The sequence below is a fragment of the Micromonospora sp. WMMD729 genome (genome assembly GCF_049315225.1).
In the GTDB taxonomy this organism is placed as follows: domain Bacteria; phylum Actinomycetota; class Actinomycetes; order Mycobacteriales; family Micromonosporaceae; genus Micromonospora.
This window is the reverse complement of sequence record NZ_CP186059.1, coordinates 6525777-6547760: the sequence shown is the minus strand read 5'-3', so window position 1 is coordinate 6547760 and position 21984 is coordinate 6525777. Positions and strand designations below refer to the sequence as shown.

16 protein-coding genes are annotated in these 21984 nt (G+C 72.7%); 4 read left to right on the top strand and 12 right to left on the bottom strand.

The window, feature by feature from the left end:
- Window positions 1-64: 64 nt before the first annotated feature.
- From ACN263_RS30220 to ACN263_RS30210, 3 genes are all read right to left on the bottom strand, one after another.
- Window positions 65-2737 (bottom strand): ATP-binding protein, encoded by a 2673-nt coding sequence (locus ACN263_RS30220; protein WP_422737593.1) that lies wholly within the window; start codon window positions 2735-2737, stop codon window positions 65-67.
- A 129-nt stretch (window positions 2738-2866) separates the two neighbouring features.
- Window positions 2867-4015: an acyl-CoA dehydrogenase family protein gene (locus tag ACN263_RS30215; RefSeq protein ID WP_422737592.1), complete on the bottom strand. Its 1149-nt coding sequence runs from the start codon at window positions 4013-4015 to the stop codon at window positions 2867-2869.
- Between the two features lie 65 nt (window positions 4016-4080).
- Window positions 4081-5613 carry an acyl-CoA carboxylase subunit beta gene (locus ACN263_RS30210; RefSeq protein ID WP_422737591.1) on the bottom strand — a complete coding sequence of 511 codons (1533 nt, stop codon included), beginning with the start codon at window positions 5611-5613 and terminating at the stop codon, window positions 4081-4083.
- 175 nt (window positions 5614-5788) lie between these two features.
- Here ACN263_RS30210 and ACN263_RS30205 point away from each other — a divergent pair, with 175 nt between their 5' ends.
- Window positions 5789-6361 carry a snapalysin family zinc-dependent metalloprotease gene (locus ACN263_RS30205; protein ID WP_422737590.1) on the top strand — a complete coding sequence of 191 codons (573 nt, stop codon included), beginning with the start codon at window positions 5789-5791 and terminating at the stop codon, window positions 6359-6361.
- A 58-nt stretch (window positions 6362-6419) separates the two neighbouring features.
- Here ACN263_RS30205 and ACN263_RS30200 read toward each other — a convergent pair whose 3' ends face one another.
- The 5 genes from ACN263_RS30200 to ACN263_RS30180 form a co-directional block, all read right to left on the bottom strand.
- The gene (locus ACN263_RS30200; protein WP_422740878.1) at window positions 6420-7331 is read right to left on the bottom strand and encodes a hydroxymethylglutaryl-CoA lyase; all 912 of its coding nucleotides are present in this window, start codon (window positions 7329-7331) and stop codon (window positions 6420-6422) included.
- Window positions 7332-7537: 206 nt separating this feature from the next.
- Window positions 7538-8875 carry an acetyl-CoA carboxylase biotin carboxylase subunit gene (locus tag ACN263_RS30195; protein WP_422737589.1) on the bottom strand — a complete coding sequence of 446 codons (1338 nt, stop codon included), beginning with the start codon at window positions 8873-8875 and terminating at the stop codon, window positions 7538-7540.
- Window positions 8876-8946: 71 nt separating this feature from the next.
- Window positions 8947-9546: a TetR/AcrR family transcriptional regulator gene (locus ACN263_RS30190; protein ID WP_355048539.1), complete on the bottom strand. Its 600-nt coding sequence runs from the start codon at window positions 9544-9546 to the stop codon at window positions 8947-8949.
- Window positions 9547-9611: 65 nt separating this feature from the next.
- On the bottom strand, window positions 9612-12476 hold the full coding sequence (locus ACN263_RS30185; RefSeq protein ID WP_422737588.1) for a hypothetical protein: 2865 nt from the start codon (window positions 12474-12476) through the stop codon (window positions 9612-9614).
- Complete coding sequence (locus tag ACN263_RS30180; protein ID WP_422737587.1) at window positions 12473-14266, bottom strand: HSP90 family protein; 1794 nt, start codon at window positions 14264-14266, stop codon at window positions 12473-12475. Before ACN263_RS30180 ends, ACN263_RS30185 begins: the two co-directional genes overlap by 4 nt.
- 120 nt (window positions 14267-14386) lie before the next feature.
- On the opposite strand from ACN263_RS30180, the gene ACN263_RS30175 reads away from it, so the two are divergent.
- The 3 genes from ACN263_RS30175 to ACN263_RS30165 are packed head-to-tail and all read left to right on the top strand — an operon-like array spanning window position 14387 to window position 17371.
- Window positions 14387-15628: an MFS transporter gene (locus ACN263_RS30175; protein WP_422737586.1), complete on the top strand. Its 1242-nt coding sequence runs from the start codon at window positions 14387-14389 to the stop codon at window positions 15626-15628.
- A gap of 31 nt (window positions 15629-15659) precedes the next feature.
- Entirely contained in the window at window positions 15660-16196 is a 537-nt protein-coding gene (locus tag ACN263_RS30170) for a SigE family RNA polymerase sigma factor (protein ID WP_422737585.1), read from the top strand.
- Window positions 16193-17371: a hypothetical protein gene (locus tag ACN263_RS30165; protein WP_422737584.1), complete on the top strand. Its 1179-nt coding sequence runs from the start codon at window positions 16193-16195 to the stop codon at window positions 17369-17371. Before ACN263_RS30170 ends, ACN263_RS30165 begins: the two co-directional genes overlap by 4 nt.
- A gap of 92 nt (window positions 17372-17463) precedes the next feature.
- Here ACN263_RS30165 and ACN263_RS30160 read toward each other — a convergent pair whose 3' ends face one another.
- The 4 genes from ACN263_RS30160 to ACN263_RS30145 form a co-directional block, all read right to left on the bottom strand.
- Window positions 17464-18366, bottom strand: coding sequence for a sulfurtransferase (locus tag ACN263_RS30160; protein WP_422737583.1), 903 nt, complete (start codon window positions 18364-18366; stop codon window positions 17464-17466).
- Window positions 18367-18477: 111 nt separating this feature from the next.
- Window positions 18478-20592 carry a hypothetical protein gene (locus tag ACN263_RS30155; RefSeq protein ID WP_422737582.1) on the bottom strand — a complete coding sequence of 705 codons (2115 nt, stop codon included), beginning with the start codon at window positions 20590-20592 and terminating at the stop codon, window positions 18478-18480.
- A 139-nt stretch (window positions 20593-20731) separates the two neighbouring features.
- Window positions 20732-21178 carry an imidazolonepropionase-like domain-containing protein gene (locus ACN263_RS30150; RefSeq protein WP_422737581.1) on the bottom strand — a complete coding sequence of 149 codons (447 nt, stop codon included), beginning with the start codon at window positions 21176-21178 and terminating at the stop codon, window positions 20732-20734.
- Between the two features lie 2 nt (window positions 21179-21180).
- Window positions 21181-21948: an SGNH/GDSL hydrolase family protein gene (locus tag ACN263_RS30145; RefSeq protein WP_422737580.1), complete on the bottom strand. Its 768-nt coding sequence runs from the start codon at window positions 21946-21948 to the stop codon at window positions 21181-21183.
- Window positions 21949-21984: the final 36 nt, after the last annotated feature.

The following is a 21984-nucleotide window of genomic DNA, read 5'->3' as shown; positions in this document are numbered from 1 at the left end:
GGGTAGCACCAAGGGGGCTCTTCGCCCGCGCCACTCTCCATCCGGCGGTCCGCCGGGCCCCCGCTCACCGTTCGGTGGCTCCGCCCCGCGTGGCGATCAACGCGTAGAGCAGCCCGGACTCCTGCGGCAGCAGTCGGATCCCGGTCTGGGCACAGACCTGGTCGAGACGGTCGAGGACCGCCGGGTCCGCAGTGCTCGCGGCGAGACCCACCAGCGCCTCCACGACGTCCCGACGATCGTGGCCGGCCTCGACGGCGGCCGTGAACCACTCGGCCGCCAACTCCCGATCACCCCGGTGCAGCGCCAGGTTGCCCTCGATCAGCGCGCAGATCCCCGCCTCCGGTCCGCGCCACGACAACACCGTGTCGTCCGAGCGCGGTCGCGGCAGTCCGACCCGCTCCATCCACTGCCGTCCCGGCACAGCGACGGTGGTCTCGGCACCGCCCGCACGCAGTTCGGCGAGCACCTCGGTCGCCTCCGTGGCCCGACCGTCCTGAGCGAACGCCAGACCGACCGTGCCGAGCACCCGACGACGATGCCCCGGGTCGCCCAGTTCGAGCAGCGCCGCCACCGCCCGCCGCCCCTGGTCGACGGCGTCCGCGTACCGGCCTTCGAGGCGGGACACCTCGGCCCGGTTGGCCCAGGCCAGCACGCGCAACCGCTGCTCGCCACCCTCGGCCGCGAGCCGGTCCACGGCGGCCAGACGCCGGCGGGCCGCCGCCAGGTCGCCGACGCGGATCTCGTGCCAGGCGAGGCTGTTCTGCGCCACCGCCAGATCACGGGTACGGCCGTTGCGGGCCGCGAGCCGGAGCATCACCTCGGCCTGCTCGCGTGCCTCGTCGTGGTTGCCGACGGTGGTCAGCAGAGCGCCGAGCACACCCCGCGCCTCCAACTCGCCGGTCACGTCGCCGGACCGTCGGAAGATCTCCAACGCGGCCCGTGCCGTGGGTAACTCCTCGGCCGCCGCGCCGTGTTCGGCGGCGAGCCGGGCCACCCCGAGGCTGGCCCAACCGCGCAGGATCGGGTCCGCGTCGGCGGTTCGCGGGTCGGCCAGCAGGCGCCGCAGCCATTGCCGCCCGGCGACGTCCCGACCCCGGAAGCGCCACCAGCGGGGAAGACAGGCGGCGAGCCGGAGCGCGGTCAGCGGGTCGTCGGTGGCCGCGTGGGCGAGCGCGGAGCTGATGTCGCTGCTCACCTCGTCGAGCCGGTGCACAGCCTCGATCATCCGGGGACCGGCCAGCTCGGTTGCGGTCCGCGCCACGAGTCGGGCGGTCACCTCCGCGTGCCGACGCCGTACGCAGGTCAGCTCACCGCCGCCGACCGCCTGCTCCACGGCGAAGTCCCGGACCGCGTCGAGCAGGCGGAACCGGAACGGCCCGGTGCCGCGAACGCTCAGCAGGCCCAGCTCGACCAGGCGGTCCAGCAGTGGGACCGGATCGATGGCGACGGTGCCGTCCCGGTCGGCCTCGTCGGCGAGCATCTCCTCGGCCATCTCCACCGACCACCGGTTGCCGAACATGGCCAGCCGTCGCAACGCGTCGCGCTCGTCCGGCGCGAGCAGGCGGTAGCTGGTCGCCACCGCGTCCCGCAGGGTCACCGCCACCGCCGCCCGGGTGGTGTCGGTGGCGTACGGGCGACGGGCGGCGGTCTCCGGCCCGTCCCACCGGGCACGGGCCGGATCGGCCGAGGTGGTCAGGTCGAGCACGCGGTCGCCGTACCGGTCGAGCAGTTCGGTGAGGTCGAGCAGCCGCCCCCGGGCGGCCATCAGCTCGATGGCCAGCGGCAGCCCGCCCAGCCGGCGGACCAGAGCGGCCAGTGCCGGTAGCTCCTCGGGGCTGGGCGGTTCCCGACGGACCTGGGCGAGCCGTGCGGTGAACAGCGCGACCGCGGGCCACGAGACGAGCGTGGCCGGGCCGGCGTGTTCGCCGTCCGGCGGCGGAACCTCGAGCGGGGCGACCGGCCAGACCCGTTCGCCGGGCAGCCCGACCGGGTGCCGGCCGGTGACCAGCACCCGCAGCGACGGCAGTACGGTGCCCAACCGGTGCAGCGTCTCGGCCACCGGGCCGGGAGCCCGCTCGACGGCGTCCATCACCAGCAGCGCCCGCCGACCGGCGAGGCGGGCGACGAGTTCCGGTAACCGGGCGGCGCCGAGGACGGTCATCGAGGCGGCGAGCACGTCCGGCCCGTCCGAGCCCTCGCCGACCAGCACGCCGGCCACACCACCCGGATGCGCGCGTGCCGCCGCGTGGGCCACCGCGAGCGCGAGCGCGGTCTTGCCGACCCCGGCCAGGCCGACGAGGCTGACCAGCCGGGGTCCGTGCTCCGCGGTCAGCATCGCGGCCAGCTCGGTGACGTCCCGGTCGCGTCCGATCAGGGCGACCGGGGGCGGGAGGGCGATCGGGACGTCGGGCCGGGTCACCTGCGTCGACCCGACGCCGACCGTGCCCGAGCCGACCTCCGACGGTGACTCCCCGCCGACGGTGCCGCGGGCCGTGGCCAGGAACGCCGCCCGGACGGCACCGGTCAACCCCAACGCCGTGGCGAGCAGATCGACGGTGGTGCGCTGCGGCCGGACCGACCGGCCCCGCTCCAGGTCCCGCACCGTCCGCACGCCGACCCGGGCACGGGACGCCAGCTCCGCCTGGGTCAGACCGGCGGCACGGCGGTGCGCACGGAGCAGCTCCGGCAGCCCGGTGCGATCGGCCGGGCTCCGTGACCGCCCATGATCCGGAGTCATGGGCACGAAGAGTACGGTTCGCCTCCGACCATCGGCAGTCGAACGTCGTCCTGCCGACGTCCGCTCGCCGATAATCCGACAGCGGCCGGTTGATCGACGAGGCTCGGTCGCCGGTGCCCGGCGGTGGGGTCAGAGACCCAGATCGCGGGCGATGATCATGCGTTGCACCTCGCTGGTGCCCTCGCCGATCTCCAGAATCTTGGAGTCCCGCCAGAACCGGGCGACCGGGTACTCGTTCATGAATCCGTAGCCGCCGTGGATCTGGGTGGCCTCCCGGGCGTTGTCCACCGCGATCGTGCTCGCGTGCAGCTTCGCGATGGCGGCCTGCCGCTTGAACGGCTCGCCGGCAAGCATCCGCGCGGCGGCGTCGTAGTAGGCCAGCCGGGCGGTGTGCGCCTTCAGCTCCATGTCGGCGATCTTGAACTGGATGGCCTGGTTGTCACCGATCGGCCGGCCGAAGGCGTGCCGCTCCTTGGCGTACCTGATGGACTCGTCGACGCAGCCCTGGGCGAGGCCGACGGCGAGCGCGGCGATGGCGATCCGGCCCTCGTCGAGGATCCGCAGGAACTGTGCGAAACCCCGGCCCCGCTCGCCGAGCAGGTTGGCCGCCGGCACCCGGCAGTCGTCGAAGGTCAACTCGTGGGTGTCCGAGGCGGTCCACCCGACCTTGGAGTACCCGGGCGCCACCGTGAATCCGGGGGTGCCGGTGGGCACGATGATTGTCGACAGCTCCTTGGAGCCGTCCGGGTTGGTGCCGGTCACCGCCGTGACGGTCACCATGGCGGTGATGTCGGTGCCCGAGTTGGTGATGAACGCCTTCGCCCCGTTGATCACCCACTCGTCGCCGTCCAGCACGGCCCGCGTCTGGGTGCCGCCGGCGTCGGAACCGGTACCCGGCTCGGTCAGCCCGAAGCCGGCCAGGGCCTCCCCGCTGAGCAGCCGGGGCAGCCAGGTGGCCTTCTGCTCGTCGGTGCCGAACCGGTAGATCGGCATCGCGCCGAGTGAGACGGCCGCCTCCAACGTGATGGCCACGCTGGAGTCGACCCGGGCCAACTCCTCCAGGGCCAGGCAGAGCGCGAAGTAGTCGCCGCCCATCCCGCCGTACTCCTCGGCGAAGGGCAGGCCGAACAGGCCCATCTTGCCCATCTGCCGGATCACCTCGTACGGGAAGGTGTGCCGCTCGTAGTGCTCGGCGATGACCGGGGCGACCACCTCGCGGGCGAAGTCCCGCACGCTCTCCCGCAGCGCCGCTTGTTCGTCGGTGAGCCGGAAGTCCATCTCATCCTCCTGGTGGGGACGGGTGCCCTCGACGCTCGTGACGCCGAGACGGGTGGCGGTGCGGATCAGACCGGGGTGACGCCGTGCCGACGCCGGGAGAAGATGCGGTCCTTGGTGCGTGCCGCCGTGAACCGGCGGACCAACTCGTCGCGCAGGTCGTGCGGCTCGACGATGGCGTCCACCACCAGCTCGCTGGCGAGCCGGACGACGTCGATGTCCTGCTCGTACTCGGCCCGCTTGGCGGCCACGAAGGCGGCCCGCTCGGCCTCGTCCTCGATGGCCGCGATCTTGTTGGCGTAGACGGCGTTCACGGCGGCCTCGGCGCCCATCACCGCGATCTTGGCGGTGGGCAGCGCGATCGTCGCGTCCGGCTCGAAACCGGGGCCGGCCATCGCGTACAGGCCCGCGCCGTACGCCTTGCGAACGACCACGCAGATCTTCGGCACCGTCGCCTCGGAGATCGCGGTGATCATCTTGGCGCCGTGCCGGATGATGCCCTGCTTCTCCACCGCGCTGCCGACCATGAAACCGGGCACGTCACTGAGGAAGAGCAGCGGCACGTTGAACGCGTCGCAGAGCTGCACGAACCGGGTGGCCTTGTCGGCCGAGTCGACGAAGAGGACACCGCCCTTGAACATCGAGTTGTTGCCGACCACGCCGACGACCTGGCCGTCGAGGCGACCGAAGCCGATGGTCAGCTCCTTGGCCCACAGTGCCTGGATCTCGAAGAAGGAACCCTCGTCGAGCAGGCCCTTGACGTACCGTCGCATGTCGAACGCCTGCCGCTCGCTGGCCGGCACCAGCGCGGCCAGGTCTGCCTTCGCGGGCGCGGCGACCGCCGGCGCGGCCGGCGGCGGCTGGGTCCAGTTCGCCGGCAGGTACGACAGGTAGGTCTTCACCACGTCGAGCGCGTCGGCCTCGGTCTTGCAGAGGAAGTGCCCGACGCCGGACTCGGCGGTGTGCACCTTGGCCCCGCCCATCGCCTCCAGGGTGGTCTTCTCCCCGGTGACCATCTCGACCATCCGGTCGGAGCCGAGATACATGCTGGCGTTGCCGTCGACCATCGCCACCACGTCGCAGAACGCCGGGATGTACGCCCCACCGGCGGCGCTCGGGCCGAAGAGCGCGCAGACCTGCGGGATCGAGCCGGAGGCGCGGACCTGGTTCCAGAAGATCTTGCCGGCCCCCCGACGCCCGGGGAAGAGGTCGACCTGGTCGGTGATCCGCGCGCCGGCCGAGTCGACCAGGTAGACCATCGGCACGCTGGTGGCGTACGCGCGCTCGATGATCCGGATGATCTTCTCGACGGTACGGGCGCCCCAACTGCCGGCCTTCACGGTGGAGTCGTTGGCCATCAGGCAGACCTGCCGGCCGTCGATGGTGGCGGTGCCGGTGACCACACCGTCGGCGGGCAGTCCGTCGGCGAGCGCGTTGGCGTAGAGGCCGTCCTCGACGAAGGAACCCTCGTCGACCAGGAGCGCGACACGTTCGCGGGCGAAGAGCTTGCCCTTGGCCTCGCTGGCCGCGTGGTACTTGTCCGCGCCGCCGGACCGGGCCCGCTTGCGCAGTTGTTCCAGCGCCTCACCGTCGAGCGTCACGCCGACTCCCTCGCCCGTGCTGACCTGAACGATCGTTAGGCTATCGCATTCGCGCAGCCTCCGGCGAGCCGACGCCTCCCAGACGTGACACCCGAGATCCCCAAACAGTCAAGCATTGAAATGTATTGATGGCTGTGGATAGGCTCCTGGCACCCCTCTCGGATAGGAGTCAGCGATGACCTCACGGCTCAGTCGGCTCGCTGTCGCGTTGGTCGCGACGGCAGGTGCCACGCTCGGCGTCACGGTCGCCAACCCCGCGCCCGCGTCCGCCGCGATGACCATCTGCTACAACACCAGCCAGGCAGGCGCCTACGCCGGCACCGCCAACCAGGCCGCCTCGATCTGGAACAACGCCACCGTCAACCTGACGCTCTCCGCGAACTGCGGCTCGAACCTGAGGATCTACCAGATCACCGGCGGCGGCTCGTACGCCGTGCGGACCAGTCTCGGCAACGGCCGGGTCTACATCGACACCCAGCAGGCGGCCCAGTACAGCCCGCTGCGGATCATGACCCACGAGATCGGGCACATCCTCGGCCTGCCGGACAACTACAACGGCAACTGCGCGATCCTGATGTCCGGCGGCAGCGCCGGCACCAGCTGCACCAACCCGTACCCGAGCACCGCCGAGGCGAACCGGGTGAGCAGCCTCTTCGCCGGCACGTTCAGCGCCACCGAGCGCAGCACCGACCGCAGCGCGGACATCTTCCGCGACAGCTGGCCGGCGGCGCTCACCACGGTGGGCTGACCGAACCCCGCACGCCACGCCAGGGGCCGGCGAAACCGCCGGCCCCTGGCGCGTGTCCTCAGCTCGGCATCGGCGTCAGCCGGGTACGCGGTCCCGCCCGCAGCACGCCCGACGGCAGTTTCTTGCCGAGCAATCCCTCGGCCAGTTCGGCCGCCTCGATCAGGGCCTCCAGGTCGATGCCGGTGTCGATGCCCATGTCGTGCAGCATGTGCACCGCCTCCTCGGTGGCCAGGTTGCCACTCGCCCCCGGCGCGTACGGGCAGCCGCCCAGACCGCCCACGCTCGCGTCGAACTCGGTCACCCCCAGCTCCAGCGCGGTCAACAGGTTGGCCAACGCCGTACCCCGGGTGTTGTGGAAGTGCAGCAGCACCGGCACGTGCGCGTTGCGGTCGCGTACCGCGGTCACCAGCTCCCGGACCCGGCGCGGCGTGCCCATGCCGGTCGTGTCGCCGAAGGCGACCCGGTCCGCGCCGTCGCGGACCACCCGGTCGACGATGCCGGCGACCCGACGTGGGTCGACGTCCCCCTCGTACGGGCAGCCGAAGCTGGTCGCCACGATCACCTCGACCCGCGCGGACGCGCCGTGCAGCAGGTCGATCAGCTCGGCGATGTCGTCAAGCGACTCGTCGGTCGAGCGGTTGACGTTGCGGCGGTTGTGCGTGTCGCTCGCCGACACCACCACCTCGATCTCGGTGAAGCCGGCGGCCAGTGCCCGCTGCGCGCCCCGGGTGTTCGGCACCAGCGCCGAGTACCGCACCCCGTCGGCCCTCGCCGCCCGCCGCCACACCTCGTCGGCGTCGGCCATCTGCGGAATCGCCTTCGGATGCACGAAGGACACCGCCTCGATCCGGCGCACGCCGGTGGCGGAGAGCGCGTCGAGCAGCCGCACCTTCGCGTCGGTCGGGATCGGGTCCTCGTTCTGCAACCCGTCCCGTGGCCCGACCTCGCGGATCGAGACGGAGTCTGGCAGTTGGCTCATCGGTCACCTCGCTGTGACGTCGGATCGGTACGCAGGGTCGGGGTGCCACACGCGCCCTTTGCACTGCTTCAACTGACGCAACACCGATCGTCCGGTATCCGGACATCCGCTGTTGCGTCCAGGTAAGCAGAGCAAAGGGCGCGGATGCCAATGCCGCCGCGCCGCCGGAGGACGACAGCGCGACGGCCGGCGAGGGCTCAGCGCATACGGGAGACGATCGCCGTGTCGTAGGCGCCGGAGAGAAATTCGTCGTTCTCCAGCAACTCGGCGAAGAAGGGCAGGTTGTTCTTCGGGCCGACGATCTGGAACCCGGCGACAGCGTCCCGCGCGCGGGCGATCACCTCGTCACGACTGTCACCGGTGACGATCAGCTTGGCCAGCAGGCTGTCGTAGAACGGGGTGACCGTGTTGCCCCCGGTGTAGCCGGAGTCCACCCGGACCCCCTCGCCGGTCGGCTCCACCCACGTCCTGATCACGCCGGGGCCGGGCAGGAACCGCTTCGGGTCCTCCGCGTTGATCCGCATCTCGATGGCGTGCCCGCTCGGCGTGAGCGCGTCCGGGTCGAACGTCGGCGCCAGCCCGGACGCCACCCGCAACTGCTCCTCGACCAGGTCGATCCCGTAGACGTACTCGGTCACCGGGTGCTCCACCTGAAGGCGGGTGTTCATCTCCAGGAAGAAGAACTCACCGGAGGTGGGGTCGAGCAGACACTCGACCGTACCCGCGTTGCGGTAACCCACGGCCTCGCCGGCGCGTACCGCCGCCGCCAGGAGGCGCGACCGCAGTTCCGGCGAGACCGCCGGCGACGGGGATTCCTCCACGAGCTTCTGGTTGCGTCGCTGCACCGAGCACTCCCGCTCGCCCAGCGCCACCACCCGACCGTCGGCCAGGCCGAGGATCTGCACCTCGACGTGCCGTACCCGGGGGAAGTACCGCTCGATCAGCACCGAGCCGTCACCGAACATCCGCTCGGCGAAGGCGCGCACCTTGTCGTACTCGGTGCGCAGCGCGGCCTCGTCGACGGCCACGCCCATCCCCATGCCGCCGCCACCGGCGGCGGCCTTGACCATCACCGGGTAGCCGATCTCGGCGGCGGCCGCCACGGCCGCGGCCAGGTCGGCGGCCGGGTCGGTGGTGCCGGGCGCGACCGGCACGCCGGCCGCCGCCATCAGGTTCCGGGCATTGATCTTGTCGCCCATCGCGCTGATCGCGTCCGCGCCCGGTCCGACCCAGATCAGCCCGCTCGCCTCGACGGTACGGGCGAACTCCGCGTTCTCCGACAGGAAGCCGTAGCCGGGGTGGATCGCCTGCGCGCCGGTCGACTTCGCGGCGGCGAGGATCGCCTCGACGTTGCGGTAGCTCTGCGCCGGGTTCGGCGGGCCGATCAGCACCGCCTCGTCCGCCTCGGTGACGAACGGCAGGTCGGCGTCCGCCTCGGAGTACACCGCGATCGCGCGAACCCCGAGCCGCTTGGCGGTCCGGATGACCCGGCGGGCGATCTCGCCCCGATTGGCGACCAAAAGTGACTCGATCATGTTTCCTCCCGGCGTCCGGATGTTGGGACGATGTCAGGGAATCATGACCGGCGCACTTCTGACGAGTCGGCTCAGGCGAGCAGTGCGGCCAGGGTCGCGCCGCGCAACAGCTCGGCACGACGTCGCCGGTCCACCTCACCGCCGAGGAACGGGGTCGAGTTCATCAGGCCGAAAGCGGCGTGCGCGAGCACCCGCGCCTCGCCGTCCGGCATGCCCGGGTGCAGCGCCGTGAGCACCGTCACCCACTCCTCTACGTACATCCGTTGCAGCCGGCGGATCCGTCGCCGCGGCTCCTCCGGCAGGCGGTCCAGCTCGTGCAGGTGCAGCGCGATCACCGCCGGATTGGCCAGCGCGAACTCGACATGGAAGTCGATCAGGGACTCCAGCACACCGCGCGGGTCGTCCGGGTGCCCGGCGGCGCGTTCCCGCCCGCCGGCCAGCAGCCCCTCGCTGACCGGGATCAACGCGGCGGCCAGCATCGCCTCCTTACCGGCGAAGTGGTGATAGAGCGCCGGGCCGGTCACCCCGGCTGCCGCACCGATGTCGTCCATCGACACACCGTGGTAGCCACGGGCGGCGAACAGACCGACCGCGATCTCCAGGATCTCGTCCTTGCGGGACCGACGCCGGCCCGTACCCGCCGCCCCCCGTGCCTGCTGTTCCACCGTCACGGGGCAAGCGTAGACCGCGAGCTGAACCCGGTGGGGCGACGGTTACGGTCGGTCGGTCGCGGCGATCAGTCGTCCGGGTCGAGGTCGTGCTCCTGCCGCAGGGCGGCCGCCTCGGCGTTCCGGTCGAGCAGGTCCAGCGCACGGGCCAGCAACCACGCCGTCTGGCGGACCGGCCGCGAGCCGGCCGGCAACCCACCGAGTACGCGACGCAGCAGCGGCGCCGCCTCGCCCGGCCGGTTCAGTCGGAGCAGCAGCTCACCGACGAGGACCTCCACCTGGGCCGCCTCACCGAACGCCTCGATCGACCGCAGCCGGTCGGGCACCCCGGCGAGCCGTTCCAGCGCCTCGTCCGTCCGGCCCTCCCCGGTCAGCACCCGCGCGCCGGTCTCGGCCGTCATCGCCAGCTCGTACGTCACCGGTGGCGTCGGCTCCGCCTGCCCGGCCAACGCCGACGCCAGCCCGTCCGCCAGTTCGACGACGCGTACCGCCTCAGGCAGGTTGTCGGACCAGAACCAGGCGTACGCCTCCCGGCGACGGGCACGCAGCTCGTCCAGCGGCAGTTCGGCGAGCCGGTACGCCGTGGCGGCGGCGGCGAACCGTTCGGCGGCCACGGCGTCCCGGTCGGCGTCGTACAGGATCCCGCCGGCCTCCTCCAGCACCTGCGCCCGGTTGGGCAGGTTGTCCGGGCCGTCCAGGTTGACCGCCAACTGCTCCAACAGGGCCAGCGCGGGGTCGATCTCGCCGAGCCCGCTGTAGACGCCGGCCAGCAGATGCCGGCAGCGGTCGGCCTCCGCCTGCGCGCCCAGGCGGTCCAGGCCGAGCACTGCTTCCTCGGCGACCTCGGCCGCCTCGGCGAGCCGGCCCACCACCCGGTACGCGTTCGCCAGCTCCCAGCGCAGGAACGCGTCCCCCTCGGCGCCACGTTCCACGCAGAGCGTCACCGCCTCGACGAAGTCGTCCACCGCGTCGGCGGCCCGGCCGGCGGAGAGCAGTGCCCGCGCGCGGGCCACCCGTACGGGCAGCTCCGCGTCCGCCGACGCCACCCGCAGCGCCTCGTCGCAGGCGGCCACCGCCTCGGCCGGATCGTCGACCGTCCGGGCGCAGGTCAGGCAGGCCGCCACGACCAGCTCGTCGATGCCCAGCTCACGGGCGATCCGGCGGGCGTTCTCGGCGGCGGCGCGGGCCTCGTCGACGCGGTCGGACTGCTCCAGCAGATGGGCCCGGTGCAGCGCTACCCGGGCCGCCAGGTGCGTGTCGCCGCCCGCGTCGGCGGGTACCCGGTCCAGGGCCGCCAGGGCGTCCGCCCAGCGTTGCCGGTGCAGCAGCGCCAACGCCAGCCGGTCGTACCCGGCGGCGCGTTGCCGGGCGTCGCCGAGCCGATCCAGCGTCTCGGCCGCCTCCCGGACCAGCGTCAGCCCTTCCTCGGCGTGCTCGTCGGCGCGGGTCAGCAGCACCCCGAGCCGCCCCGCGACGACCTGGGCGGGCAGCTCCTCGCCGGCCGAGCGGTACAGCTCCAGCGCCGCCCGGTTCAGCTCGACCGCGCCCTCGACGTCGTCCTCGTCGCCCCGCTCGGCGGCCCGCATCGCCAGCCGGTGCGCCACCGTCCGCGCCGGTAGGGCGGCGGCGTCGAACCGGTCGTCGTACGCGGCCAGCGCCGCCCGGAAGGTGGCCCGGTCGTGTCGGCCCCAGCTCTCCTCGGCGAGGGTCAACAGGTCGTCGGCGTCGGTGGGCAGAGCCACGGTGGACACCTCGACGGGTGCCCGGCCGGGGCGTTCGGACGACGCCGCCGCACCGGCCGGCGCGCCCCCACCCGGCCGGACGGGAAGGCGCCGGACGCTCGCGGAGAGCGGCAGGTGCTCGCCGTCGGGCCGGACGGCGAGCCGCCGCTCGATCCACTGCGACTGGTGGCTGGTCCCGTTGCGGGCGTCGAAGCGGGCGGCCAACTCGGTCGCCGTTCGGGCCAACTCGTCGGCCAGCGCCGACGCCGGCACCTCGGCCGCCGGCCGGCCCTCGGCGGCACGGCGGTACACGGTCGCCCCGCCGGCCTGCCGCAGCGCGGCGGCGGCGGTGGCCGCGAAGTGCATGGCGGCGGCCGGCGACGGCGGCCGGTCCAGCCAGTCCAGGTGCCGCTCGACCAGCTCGACCGCCCGCGCCTCGTTGCCGGTGAGGGTGCAGAACTCCACGTGGTCGCCGATGTCCCACAGGTCGGCGAGGCTGCCGCGCAGCTTGCGGTACGCCTCTCGGTGCGCGTCGCGCGCCGACTCGCCCCGACCGGTCCGCAGGTACGGCAGCAGGAGCGCGGTGAGGATCGCCTGCGGCTGCTCGGTGCAGGTGAGCCGGCCGGCGAGCACTGGCTCGGCGAGGGCCACCGCCTCGGCGTCCCGCCCGGTGTCGGCCAGGTAACCCACCTGGCTGGTCGGATCACAACCCGCGCAGTCGGACAGGTCGTCGCGGGGCGTCGTCTGCCACAGCCGGTACCAGTGCGCGGCGGCCTCGGCGTCACCGACGTGGTCGGCGACCCGGAAACGGTGCTTGTGGACGGTCTGCAGGCTGTGCCCGCCGGCCCGGTAGCGCCGCTCCATGTCGTCGAGCACGGCGTACGTGCGGTCCAGGGGCACCTCGGGGAACTTCAGCAGTCCCGAGACCATGTACTTGAAGTGCCACAGCAACTGGTGCAGGTGGCGCTGGTGGTAGGGCTGCGGGTCCCGGTCGAACTCGGACAGGCACCAGGAGAACGTCACGAACGATTTCGCCGGCTCGCCACCGTAGACGTACCCGGTCGTCGCCTGCATCCGGGTGACGAAGGCGAGGTGCCGGTCGTCGGCGGCGTCCACCCGGCGCAGCAACTGCTCCAACGCGGCGATCTGGCCCGCCCCGTACGGCATGTCGGCGATGCCGCGCAGCACCCGCCACAGGTCCTCGTCGCTCATTCCTGCTCCCGTCCCGGCACCGCCCGGCCGAGCAGGCCGAGGAAGGAATCGTTCAACAGCGCGGCGTCGGCCGCGCGGATCGGATGGTGCCCGAGCAGCAGCGCCTGCCCGTACAGCGCCTCGACGGCGAGCCCGACCAGCTCCGGGTCGCCCAGCATGGTGACCCGCCGCACCAGCGGGTTGCGGTGGTTGAGCACCAGTTGCGGGCGGTCCGGCGGCGCGGTGGCGGCGAGCGCGTCGAGCACCCCGCCCCACAGCTCGTCGGCCCGGTCGCGGCTGGCGGCAAGCTGGTCGTTGAACGCCGCCGACCGGCTGACCAGGTAGAGCGCCGGCAGCGAGACCGGGTCGTACGCCCGGATGACCACCTCGCAGCCGGACCGCTCGACGGCCCGCTGCGCGGCGGTGAGGAACGGCCGCAGCGCCAGTTCCACGGACGGGTCGAGGGCGTCGAACCGGGTGGTGAGATCGCTCGGCTCGAGCCGTTCGATGAGCACCGATCGGTCCACCGCCGGCAGCCGCTCGATCAGCTCGGTGTCGTACGTGTAGCCGGCGTTGACCACTGCCAGGTCCTGTGCGGCGGCCACCGCGGCGAGCTGGCGGAACTCGTCGAGGCTGGCCGCGTAGCGGACCACCCCGTAGCGTTCCCGGAACTCGGCCAGGGTGAGCGTGCCGACGTTGGTGTCCATCGGCCACCACCTGTCGACCAGCCGGAGCATGTCGTCGTCGTGCAACGCCAACGCCTTCACGCCGAGGTGGTGCACCTGGAGGAACTCGGCCAGCCGGTGCGGGTCGTGCCGCGCCAGCCGGACCAGCCAGCCGCGTACCTGGTCACCGAGCGCCTCCCGGGTCGCGGTCAGCAGGGTGTCCTCGTACAGGGCCTCCCGGCTGGCCGTCGGACGCAACTCGGTCGCGTCGACGACGCAGTGCGCGAAGAACGCCCAGTCCGGCAGCAGCCCGTCGGCGTTCTCGGTGAGCAGCATCCGCTTGAGGTAGACGCGGTGCCCGGCGCGGGCCGCCGGGTTCACCGGGGTGGGCAGGATGACGGCGACACCGGTCAGCCCGGCCTCGGGAACGCTGAGCGGCAGCACGTCGAACGGGTCCACGCCGAGCGTCTCGCGGGCGTACGCGATCAGGGCCGCCCGGTCGACCGGCGCTCCCGGCGTCGTCGGCCAGGGCGGTTCACCGACGGTGGTGACCACGTCGCCGACCCGGACGGTGACCGGCAGCAGCGCGCCGAAGAGCCGCGCCAGGTCGACGACGGTCGGGGTGCCGAACCACTGGTCGGCGTCCCGGCGGGGCACCAGCGTCACGGTGGTGCCCACTTCCGCGCGGGCCTCCTCCGGCGGCGCCACGGTCACCGCGTACCGGCCGTCGGCGTACCCGGTCCACCGGACGGTGGGGTCGTCGCCGTGCCGGGTGAGCACCTGGATCTCGTCGGCCACCAGGAAGCAGGAGAGCAGGCCGATGCCGAACTGGCCGAGGAACTCGTGCCGGGAGAAGCCCAGCTCGTCCCGCTTGGAGCTGCGGCCGATCGTCGCCAGCAGCTCGTGTACCTGCGCCTCGGTCAGGCCGACGCCGGTGTCGTGCACGCGCAGGGTGCCGTCCCCGGTCAGCTCCGGAGGCTCGATCCGGACCAACGCCGGCGCGTCCGGCTCGGTCGTCCGCCGGGCGGTGATCGCGTCCACGGCGTTCTGGAGCAGCTCCCGGACGTAGACCCGAGGGCTCCCGTAGAGGTGGTGGCTGAGCAGGTCGACCACGCCACGCAGGTCGACCTGGAAGGTGTGGTCCACGCTGTGCTCTCCCCGGTCCCGATGCCGGCGCTCACCGTACCCAAGATCACCGACCGCCCGCGTCCCCCTTTCGCCCGGCGGCTTGACCCTCGACCCGGTCGAACCGGCACGGTCGGCGGCATGACCTCCTCCGCTCTGGGCCGGGACTTCCGGCTGCTCTGGTCCGCCGCCGTGGCGTCCCGCTTCGGAGACGCGCTGCGGACGCCGGCGCTGGCGCTGCTGGCGGCCACGCTGACCCGCGACCCCCGGGTCATCGCCGCGGTCACCGTGGCCGCGCAGCTGCCACCGCTGCTCTTCGGCCTGCTCGGCGGGGTGTACGCGGACCGCTGGGACCGCCGCCGGACGATGGCCGGCATCGACGGGGTACGCGCCGCGGTGGTGGCGGCGCTGGCCGTGGCGGTGGCCGTGGACCGGGCCGGCATCGGGCTGCTGCTGGTGGCCGCGTTCCTGCTCGCCGCGCTCGGTACGCTCTTCGACTCCGCCTCGTTCGCGCTGCTCCCGGCCCTGGTGCCGCCGGCCGCGTTGCCCCGGGCGAACGGCCGCCTCCAGGCGGGTGCGGCGGTGGCGGGCGGTTTCCTCGGCGCTCCCGCCGCCGGTGTCCTGTTCGCCGCCGCTCCGGCCCTGCCGTTCGCCCTCGACGCCGTCACCTTCGCGGCGGCCGCCCTGCTCGTGCTGGCCCTCGCCCCGCCCGCCGCGGTACCCGCCCGGCCGGCCACCGGGCATGGGTCGGTGTGGGGCGACATCGTCGAGGGGGTGCGGTGGCTGCGCGGGCACCGGACCATGTGGCGGGTCACCCTGCTCGCCGCGGCGAGCAACCTGGCGATCTCCGGCATCATGGCGGTGCTGGTGCTCTACGCGCTGGACGTACTGCGGGTGCCGCCGGCCGGGTACGGGCTGTTCGCCGCGGTGGCGATCCTCGGCGGGGTGGCCGGGGCACTGGGATCGGACCGGCTCGCCGCCCGGCTCGGCACGGTGCCCGCGCTGGGCGCGGTTCTCGCCGCCGAGACCGTGGCGCTGACCGGGTTCGCGCTGGCCCGGCATCCGGTGCCGGGCGGGTTCGCGCTGGCCGTCTTCGCCGCCGGGACGGTGGTGTGGAACAGCCTGTGGGCGTCGTACGGTCAACGGCAGGTGCCGTCGCGGCTGCTCGGTCGGGTCGGTGCGGCCCAACGGATGATCGGTCTGGTCACCGCCCCGGTCGGCGCGGGGCTCGCCGGGCTGGTCGCCGCCGCGCACGGGACTCCTCCGGTGGTGGGCGCGGCGGCGGGTGTCTTCGCCCTGGTGACGGTGGTGGCGTGGCGGATACTGCGACCGGCCGGAAAATCGGTCCAACCTTTTCCGCCCTCCCGTGCGTCTGTCGGTTGACGCGCACCACGGGCGGCCGGAAGGGGTGCGGATGGGATCGACGGCGGACGACGGCCGCGACGGCTACCTCGCCTTCGTGGAGAGCAACCAGCATCGGCTCCTGCGCGCGGCCTTCCTGATCTGTGGCAACCGGCACCAGGCCGAGGACCTTCTCCAGGACGCCCTGCTGAAGCTGGCGTTGCGCTGGACCTCGGTCCGTGACGGGGACCCCGCCGCGTACGTGCGGGCCATCCTCTACCGCGACGCGGTGTCCTGGTGGCGTCGTCGTCGCCGGGAGTGGCTCAGCGCCGCGCCGCCGGAGCGGGCCGCGCCGGACCGGGACGGCGCGTTGCGGCTGACCCTGCACGACGCCCTGGGCACGCTGCCGCCGCGCCAACGGGCCGTGCTGGTGCTGCGGTACTACGAGGACCTGACCGAGGTCGCCACGGCCGAGGCGCTCGGGGTGACCGTCGGCACCGTGAAGAGCCAGTGCCACCTGGCGCTGCGGCGTCTCCGGGAGGTGGCGCCCAACCTCGCCGGCGACGACCGACCGGGCCGGGGCGCCAACGGTGTGGAGGTGCACCAGTGAACGAGCAGGACCTGCGCGACCTGTTCACCGTCAGCGTGCAGGACGTGCTGCCCAGCGCACCGGCGTCGGCCGGCTGGGACCGGGCGCGGCGGACCCGGCGTACCCGACGGGCCCTCGGCGCGGTCGTCGTGGCCGTGGCGTTGGCCGGCGGTGCGGCGGTCGCCCTGCGACCGTCGCCTGATCCACGCCCGGCCCATCCGGTGGCACCGACCGTCGAGCCCACCCACGCCGGTCCCGTGCAGCACCCGCCCGCCAAGCTGACGTTCCGGTCTGATCCGCTGAGCCGGATCAGCGGCCCGCCGACCGTGACGCTGTCCGCGCGACCGGTCCAGCGGGCGCTGGCGCTGTTCCAGCCGCTGAACGAGGAGGGCCAACCGGACGGCCCGATCCGCATTCTCGGCGACGACGGCGTGGTCCGCAGTCTCGACGTGGTGACGCCGGCACCCACCTGGGACGAGAGCGGCAACGAGGCGACGGCGGTCAAGCCGGGAGTCCTGTCGCCGGACGGCCGGTGGGTGGCGTTCGCGCAGACCAACGAGCTGATCATGGTCGACCTCACCACGGCGGGCGTACGACGCATCCCCCTCGACGGTTACCTGGAGTTGGTGGTGTGGGCGCACGACCGGGTGCTGGTCGGCGGCGACAACCGGACGTACGTGGTGGAGCGGGACACCGAGGCGGCCAGCACCACCGACGTGTCGGCCTGGAACGTGGTCGCACCCGACCCGGAGGCCGGTCGAGGGGCGGCTCCGCTCGAGCTGGTCGGCGAGCGGGCAGACCTGAAGCTGCGGAGCCGGACCTCCTTCGACAGCCCGGTCCGCTCCGAATCGCGAATCACCGTCGACACGCTGCCGCCGCCCTATCAGCTGAACGAGTTCTACGGTCGGGGCTGGCTGCACGGGGGCCGGTTGGCCAGCGCCGCGTGGATCGTCAACAACCTGATCAGCGGCGCCGAGGCGGTGGCCGTGCTGGACTCCCGCACCGGCTCGGTGACCCACCTGCTCGACCTCGGGCGGTACCGCGCCAAAGGCTGCTGCCCGGTGTTGGGCTGGGACAACAAGGGTGCGGTGCTGCTGCGCCTGGAACCCGCCGCCCTGGCGCGCTGGGACCCGGAGACCGGCGAGATCACCGGGATCATCCCCGACCTGCGCGGCGTGCTGGCGCTGGCCGGCTGAGGCAGGACGTGCTCGCGCCGGCCGACTGAGGCGCGGTGCACTGGAGCTGGCCGGCTGGGCCTCGGGGGTGCCCAGCCGGCCGAGCCCGCGTCTCAGGCGGCGATGCCGCCGGGCTGGTCGCCCTTCACCACGGGCGCCCGGACCAGGTTGCCCCACTCCGTCCACGAGCCGTCGTAGTTGCGCACCTGCGGGTAGCCCAGCAGGTGCCGCAGCACGAACCAGGTGTGGCTGGACCGCTCGCCGATCCGGCAGTACGCGATCACGTCGTCGTCCGGGCTGAGGCCGAGCTGGTCGGCATAGATCGCCTTCAGCTCGTCGGCGGATTTGAACGTGCCGTCCTCGTTCGCGGCGGACTTCCACGGCTTGTTGACCGCGCCCGGGATGTGCCCGCCCCGCAGCGCGCCCTCCTGCGGGTAGTCCGGCATGTGCAGCATCTCGCCGGTGTACTCACCAGGGGACCGCACGTCGACAAGCGGCCGGCCCACGGCGATGTGGGCCATCACCTGCTCGCGGAACGCGCGCAGCGGCGCATCGTCGCGCAGCGGCACCGGGTAGTCGGCGCGCGGCCGGGACGGCTTGTCGCGGGTCAGCTCGCGTCCCTCGGCGACCCACTTCTGCCGGCCGCCGTCGAGCAGCCGCACGTCGGCGTGGCCGAAGAGCGAGAAGACCCAGAGGGCGTACGCGGCCCACCAGTTGAAGTTGTCGCCGTAGAAGACGACGGTGTCGCCCCGGCCGATGCCCTTCGCGGCGCACATCTCGGCGAAGCTCGTCGCGTCGAGGTAGTCCCGGGTGACCTGGTCGTTCAGGTCGAGGTGCCAGTCGACCTTGACGGCGCCGGGGATATGACCGGATTCATAGAGCAGCACGTCCTCGTCGGACTCGACCACGACGAGGCCCTCGTCGCCCAGGTGCTCGGCCAACCAGTCGGTGGTGACCAGCCGCTGCGGGTCGGCGTACGACTGGAGGCGGGGATCAGGATCGTTCGGCACAGACATGATCCCCAAGGTACGCCGCGACACCGCCCTCGACCGCCGTAACAGGTCCGGCCCACCACCGGCATGCGATGGTGGGCCGGACCTTGTGACAGGCGTCTCGTACGAGGCCGATTACTCTGCCGGGCCGTCGGCGACCAGGAAGGAGTACGTCCGCTCCTGGGACACCGTTCCGTCCGCGAACACACTTCGCACCGTCAGGGTGTGCGTGCCACTCTGCTCCGGCGTCCAGGTGACGATCGCGCTGCCGTTGACGTCGGCACCGACCCCCTGCTCAGGGCCATCGTCGAAGCGGTACCGGAACTCGGTGGTGCCGGGTACTTCGGAGCTGATCAGAAAGTCGCCAGCCTGACCCGGACCGCCGGCAGGGTAACCGGGGTCGTAGAGGAATCCCTGGATGACCGGCAGCAGATCACGCACGAAGAAGGCGAAACTCGTCGAGTCCGACTGGACGCCGTTGACGTCGACGCTCCAGACCGTGAGCGAGGTGAAGCCGGCCTTCGTCGGCGCCCAGGTCACCGACGCGGACCCGTCGGCCGTCGCGGTGACGGTGCTGGTCTGGGTGCCGAAGCGGTAGCGGTAGCTGACCACGTCGGGCTGACGCGGGGTAAAGGTGAAGACTCCCGGTACGCCCTGGCCACCGCTGGTGGCCCCCTGCTGGTAGACCGTTGCGGCCACCTTGGGCGCGGTGCTCAGCCGGAAGGTGCGGGTCGCCGTCGCGGTCACGCCGTCGGCGGTCACGCTGGTCACCGAGAGGGTGCGGCTACCACCCCGGGCCGAGGTGACGGTCAGCGAGGCCGTGCCGTCGGTCGCCGCCTCCACCGTCTGCTCCGGGTCGCCGTCCAGGCTGAAGCGGTAGCGGACCACCCCAGGCATCCCCGGCTGTACGGAGAACGTGGCCGGGGCCCCGATCTCCGTCAGGTTGCCGGTGACGACCGGTGCGACGTCGCTGGCCCGGAACTCGTACCGCGTTTCGGGCGACCGGTTTCCGGCCGCATCCACGCTCACCACCGTGAGGCTGCGGGGCCCGGCGTTCGGGGTGATGGTGACCGTGGCCGTGCCGCCGGGCCGGTCCGCCGACACCGTCGCCTCGAGTCCGCCGTCGAGCCGGTATCGGAAGCCAACCGCGTCCGCTGCCGCACCAGCGTCGAAGGTGAACTGGCCGGGAAACGCCGGATGCCAGCTCCCGTCGGCGGGGAAGTCGGTGGAGGAGACGATCGGCGCGGTCGCCGGGCCCTGGAAGTCGGTCCGGAAGTAGCAGAGGTGGCTCCAACCGCCGGTGGCCCGGCTGTCCGCCGCTCGCACCTGCCAGGCGTACACGCGGTCGTGCGTGAGGGTGTCGCGGCTGAAGATGACGCTGTCCCACTCGCCGTCCCGACCGTTTCCGGTCCGCTCGATCCGGGCGGACGGTTCGTCGACCGGCCAGAGTGCGAAGGTGGTGGTCAACATGTCCGTGCCACCGGCGGTGTTCTTGTCCTGATCGTGCAGGATCGCAGAGAGCGCCAGGTCACTGCTTCGCTGGAACTGGTACGGCTCGGCCGTCGTGCACGGCGTGCCGGAGGTTTGCAGGTCGGTCGGCAAGCCTGGTGGGTAGTTGAAGTCGATGGAGATGCCAACCGTACTGGCGTAGCGGCGGCCCAGCCTGGGATCGGCCTCGGCGCCGGCCGGCAGCCGGAGCGCAAGGGTGAGTGTCGAGGCGCCCTCGGCCAACGCCTGCCGCAGTCCGTCGGCCGCATCCCACTCCACGTACGGCGCGGGACAGCCGGCGACGTCCGGCAGAGTGGCCGTGTGCAACTTCGCCAGCTCGGCCGGCGGCTTCGCCCAACTCGACGCGGCGGTGTACGCCGCGGTACGCCACAGCTCCACCCCCGGCCGCTTCGTGCAGTCGACAACCGAGGTCTCCTTGGCGGAGAAGACGGCCGACTCGATCTCTGCTCCCCGGTAGCGGGAGATGTCGAACGTGAAGTAGGCGCGGGCCGTGTGCTTGCGCCCACGGTCGTCCTTCCAGGACCCGACCGGCACGTCACCGGCCTGGTCAATGTTGATCTGCCTGGGCCGGTGCGCGTCCGCGTAGGCCCATGAGTTGTTCTTCTCGTACCGCACGTCGTAGGCCGCGGCCGGCGTGGCCGTGAGCGTGAGCAGGCCACCGGCGACCGTCATTGACAGCACCGCGGCCAGCAGGGCTCGGGCCGGTCTTCCGGATGTCGTCCTGCCAGGCATGAGGGTCATCCCCCATCCACCTCTCCCCGATGTCCCCGTCTTCGAATAAGCGGGGGCAGCGGATGCTATCGGGGATGGCGGACATCGGACGACCCCGATTCCGCTCCGCATTCCACATGAGACCGACGAGCCTCGGGCACCGACCTGATCAGGCGCGGCGGTGGGCGATCCGACCGGCCACGACGGTCACCAGGCAGGTTCCGTCGGTGTCCTGGACCGTCAGGTCGGCGCGCTCGCCCCGCTCCAGTTCCTGGCGCGCGACGGCGGTATGCACCAGAAGATCACTCCTGTCGACGGCGGCCCGTAGCGTCGGGTCGGCCAGATGCTCGGCGAGCACCGCCGTCACCCCGGTACGCAGCAGCGCGTGCACCCGCTCACGCGGGGTGGGCGCTGCGGGCAGCGGACCGTCGTGCAGCAGGCCCGGCCCCAACGTGCCGGGCCAGCGACGGACCCGCACCTCCGGGTGGGCCCCGGCCAACTCGGCGAGCGGGCCGACCGCCTCGACGCGGTCACCGCTGACCAGCACGGCCTGCCCCGGCACCGGCTCGCCGTCCCGCTCGCGGCGCAGCAGCGGCGCGGCGTGCAACGTGCGCACGGTCAGTCGACGATCGGCCCGAGCAGCGGACGCTTCGCGGTCACCGTGTCGCCGGAGGACCGGCCGGTGAGGCGACGCTTGATCCACGGGGCCAGGTACTGCCCGGCCCAGCGCAGGTCGGCCGCGCGGGCGGCGAGCCACGGCGACGGCGCAGGGTGCGGCGGGACCAGCAGCCACTCCTCGTCGCATCCCACGCCGAGCGCGTTCAGCACCTGCCCGGCCACCCGTCGGTGCCCGGCCGGGGAGAGGTGCAGCCGGTCGGTGCTCCAGAGCATCGGGTTGAGGAACGTGTCGTCGGCGTACAGGTCGACCAGGATCGCGCCGTGCCGCTCGGCGGTCTCGCCGACCGCCTGGTTGAGCAGCTGCACCCGGGGCGCGACGAGACGCTGACCGGGCAGGCGGGCCATCACGTCCGCGAATCGGAAGAGCAGCACGTCCGCGCCGCCCGAGCGGAGTTGCCGGACGACATCGTCGAAGCGGGAGACCAGCGTCTCCGGGTCGAAGGTGCGGCGCAGCACGTCGTTGCCGCCGGCCGCGAAGCTGATCAGGTCGGGCTTCATCGCCACCGCGGAGGGCACCTGCTCGGCTACCACGCTGGGGAAGAGCCGGCCCCGGATGGCCAGGTTCGCGTACCGGAAGTCGGGTCCCGCCTCGGCGGCGAGTCGGGTCGCCACCAGGTCCGCCCACCCCCGGAAGGTGCCATCCGGGTACGCGTCGTCCATACCCTCGGTGAAGCTGTCCCCGACCGCGACAAAACTGCGCCAGCGCACCCCGCGCCTCCTCACGCCACCCGTTGCCTGCGGCGA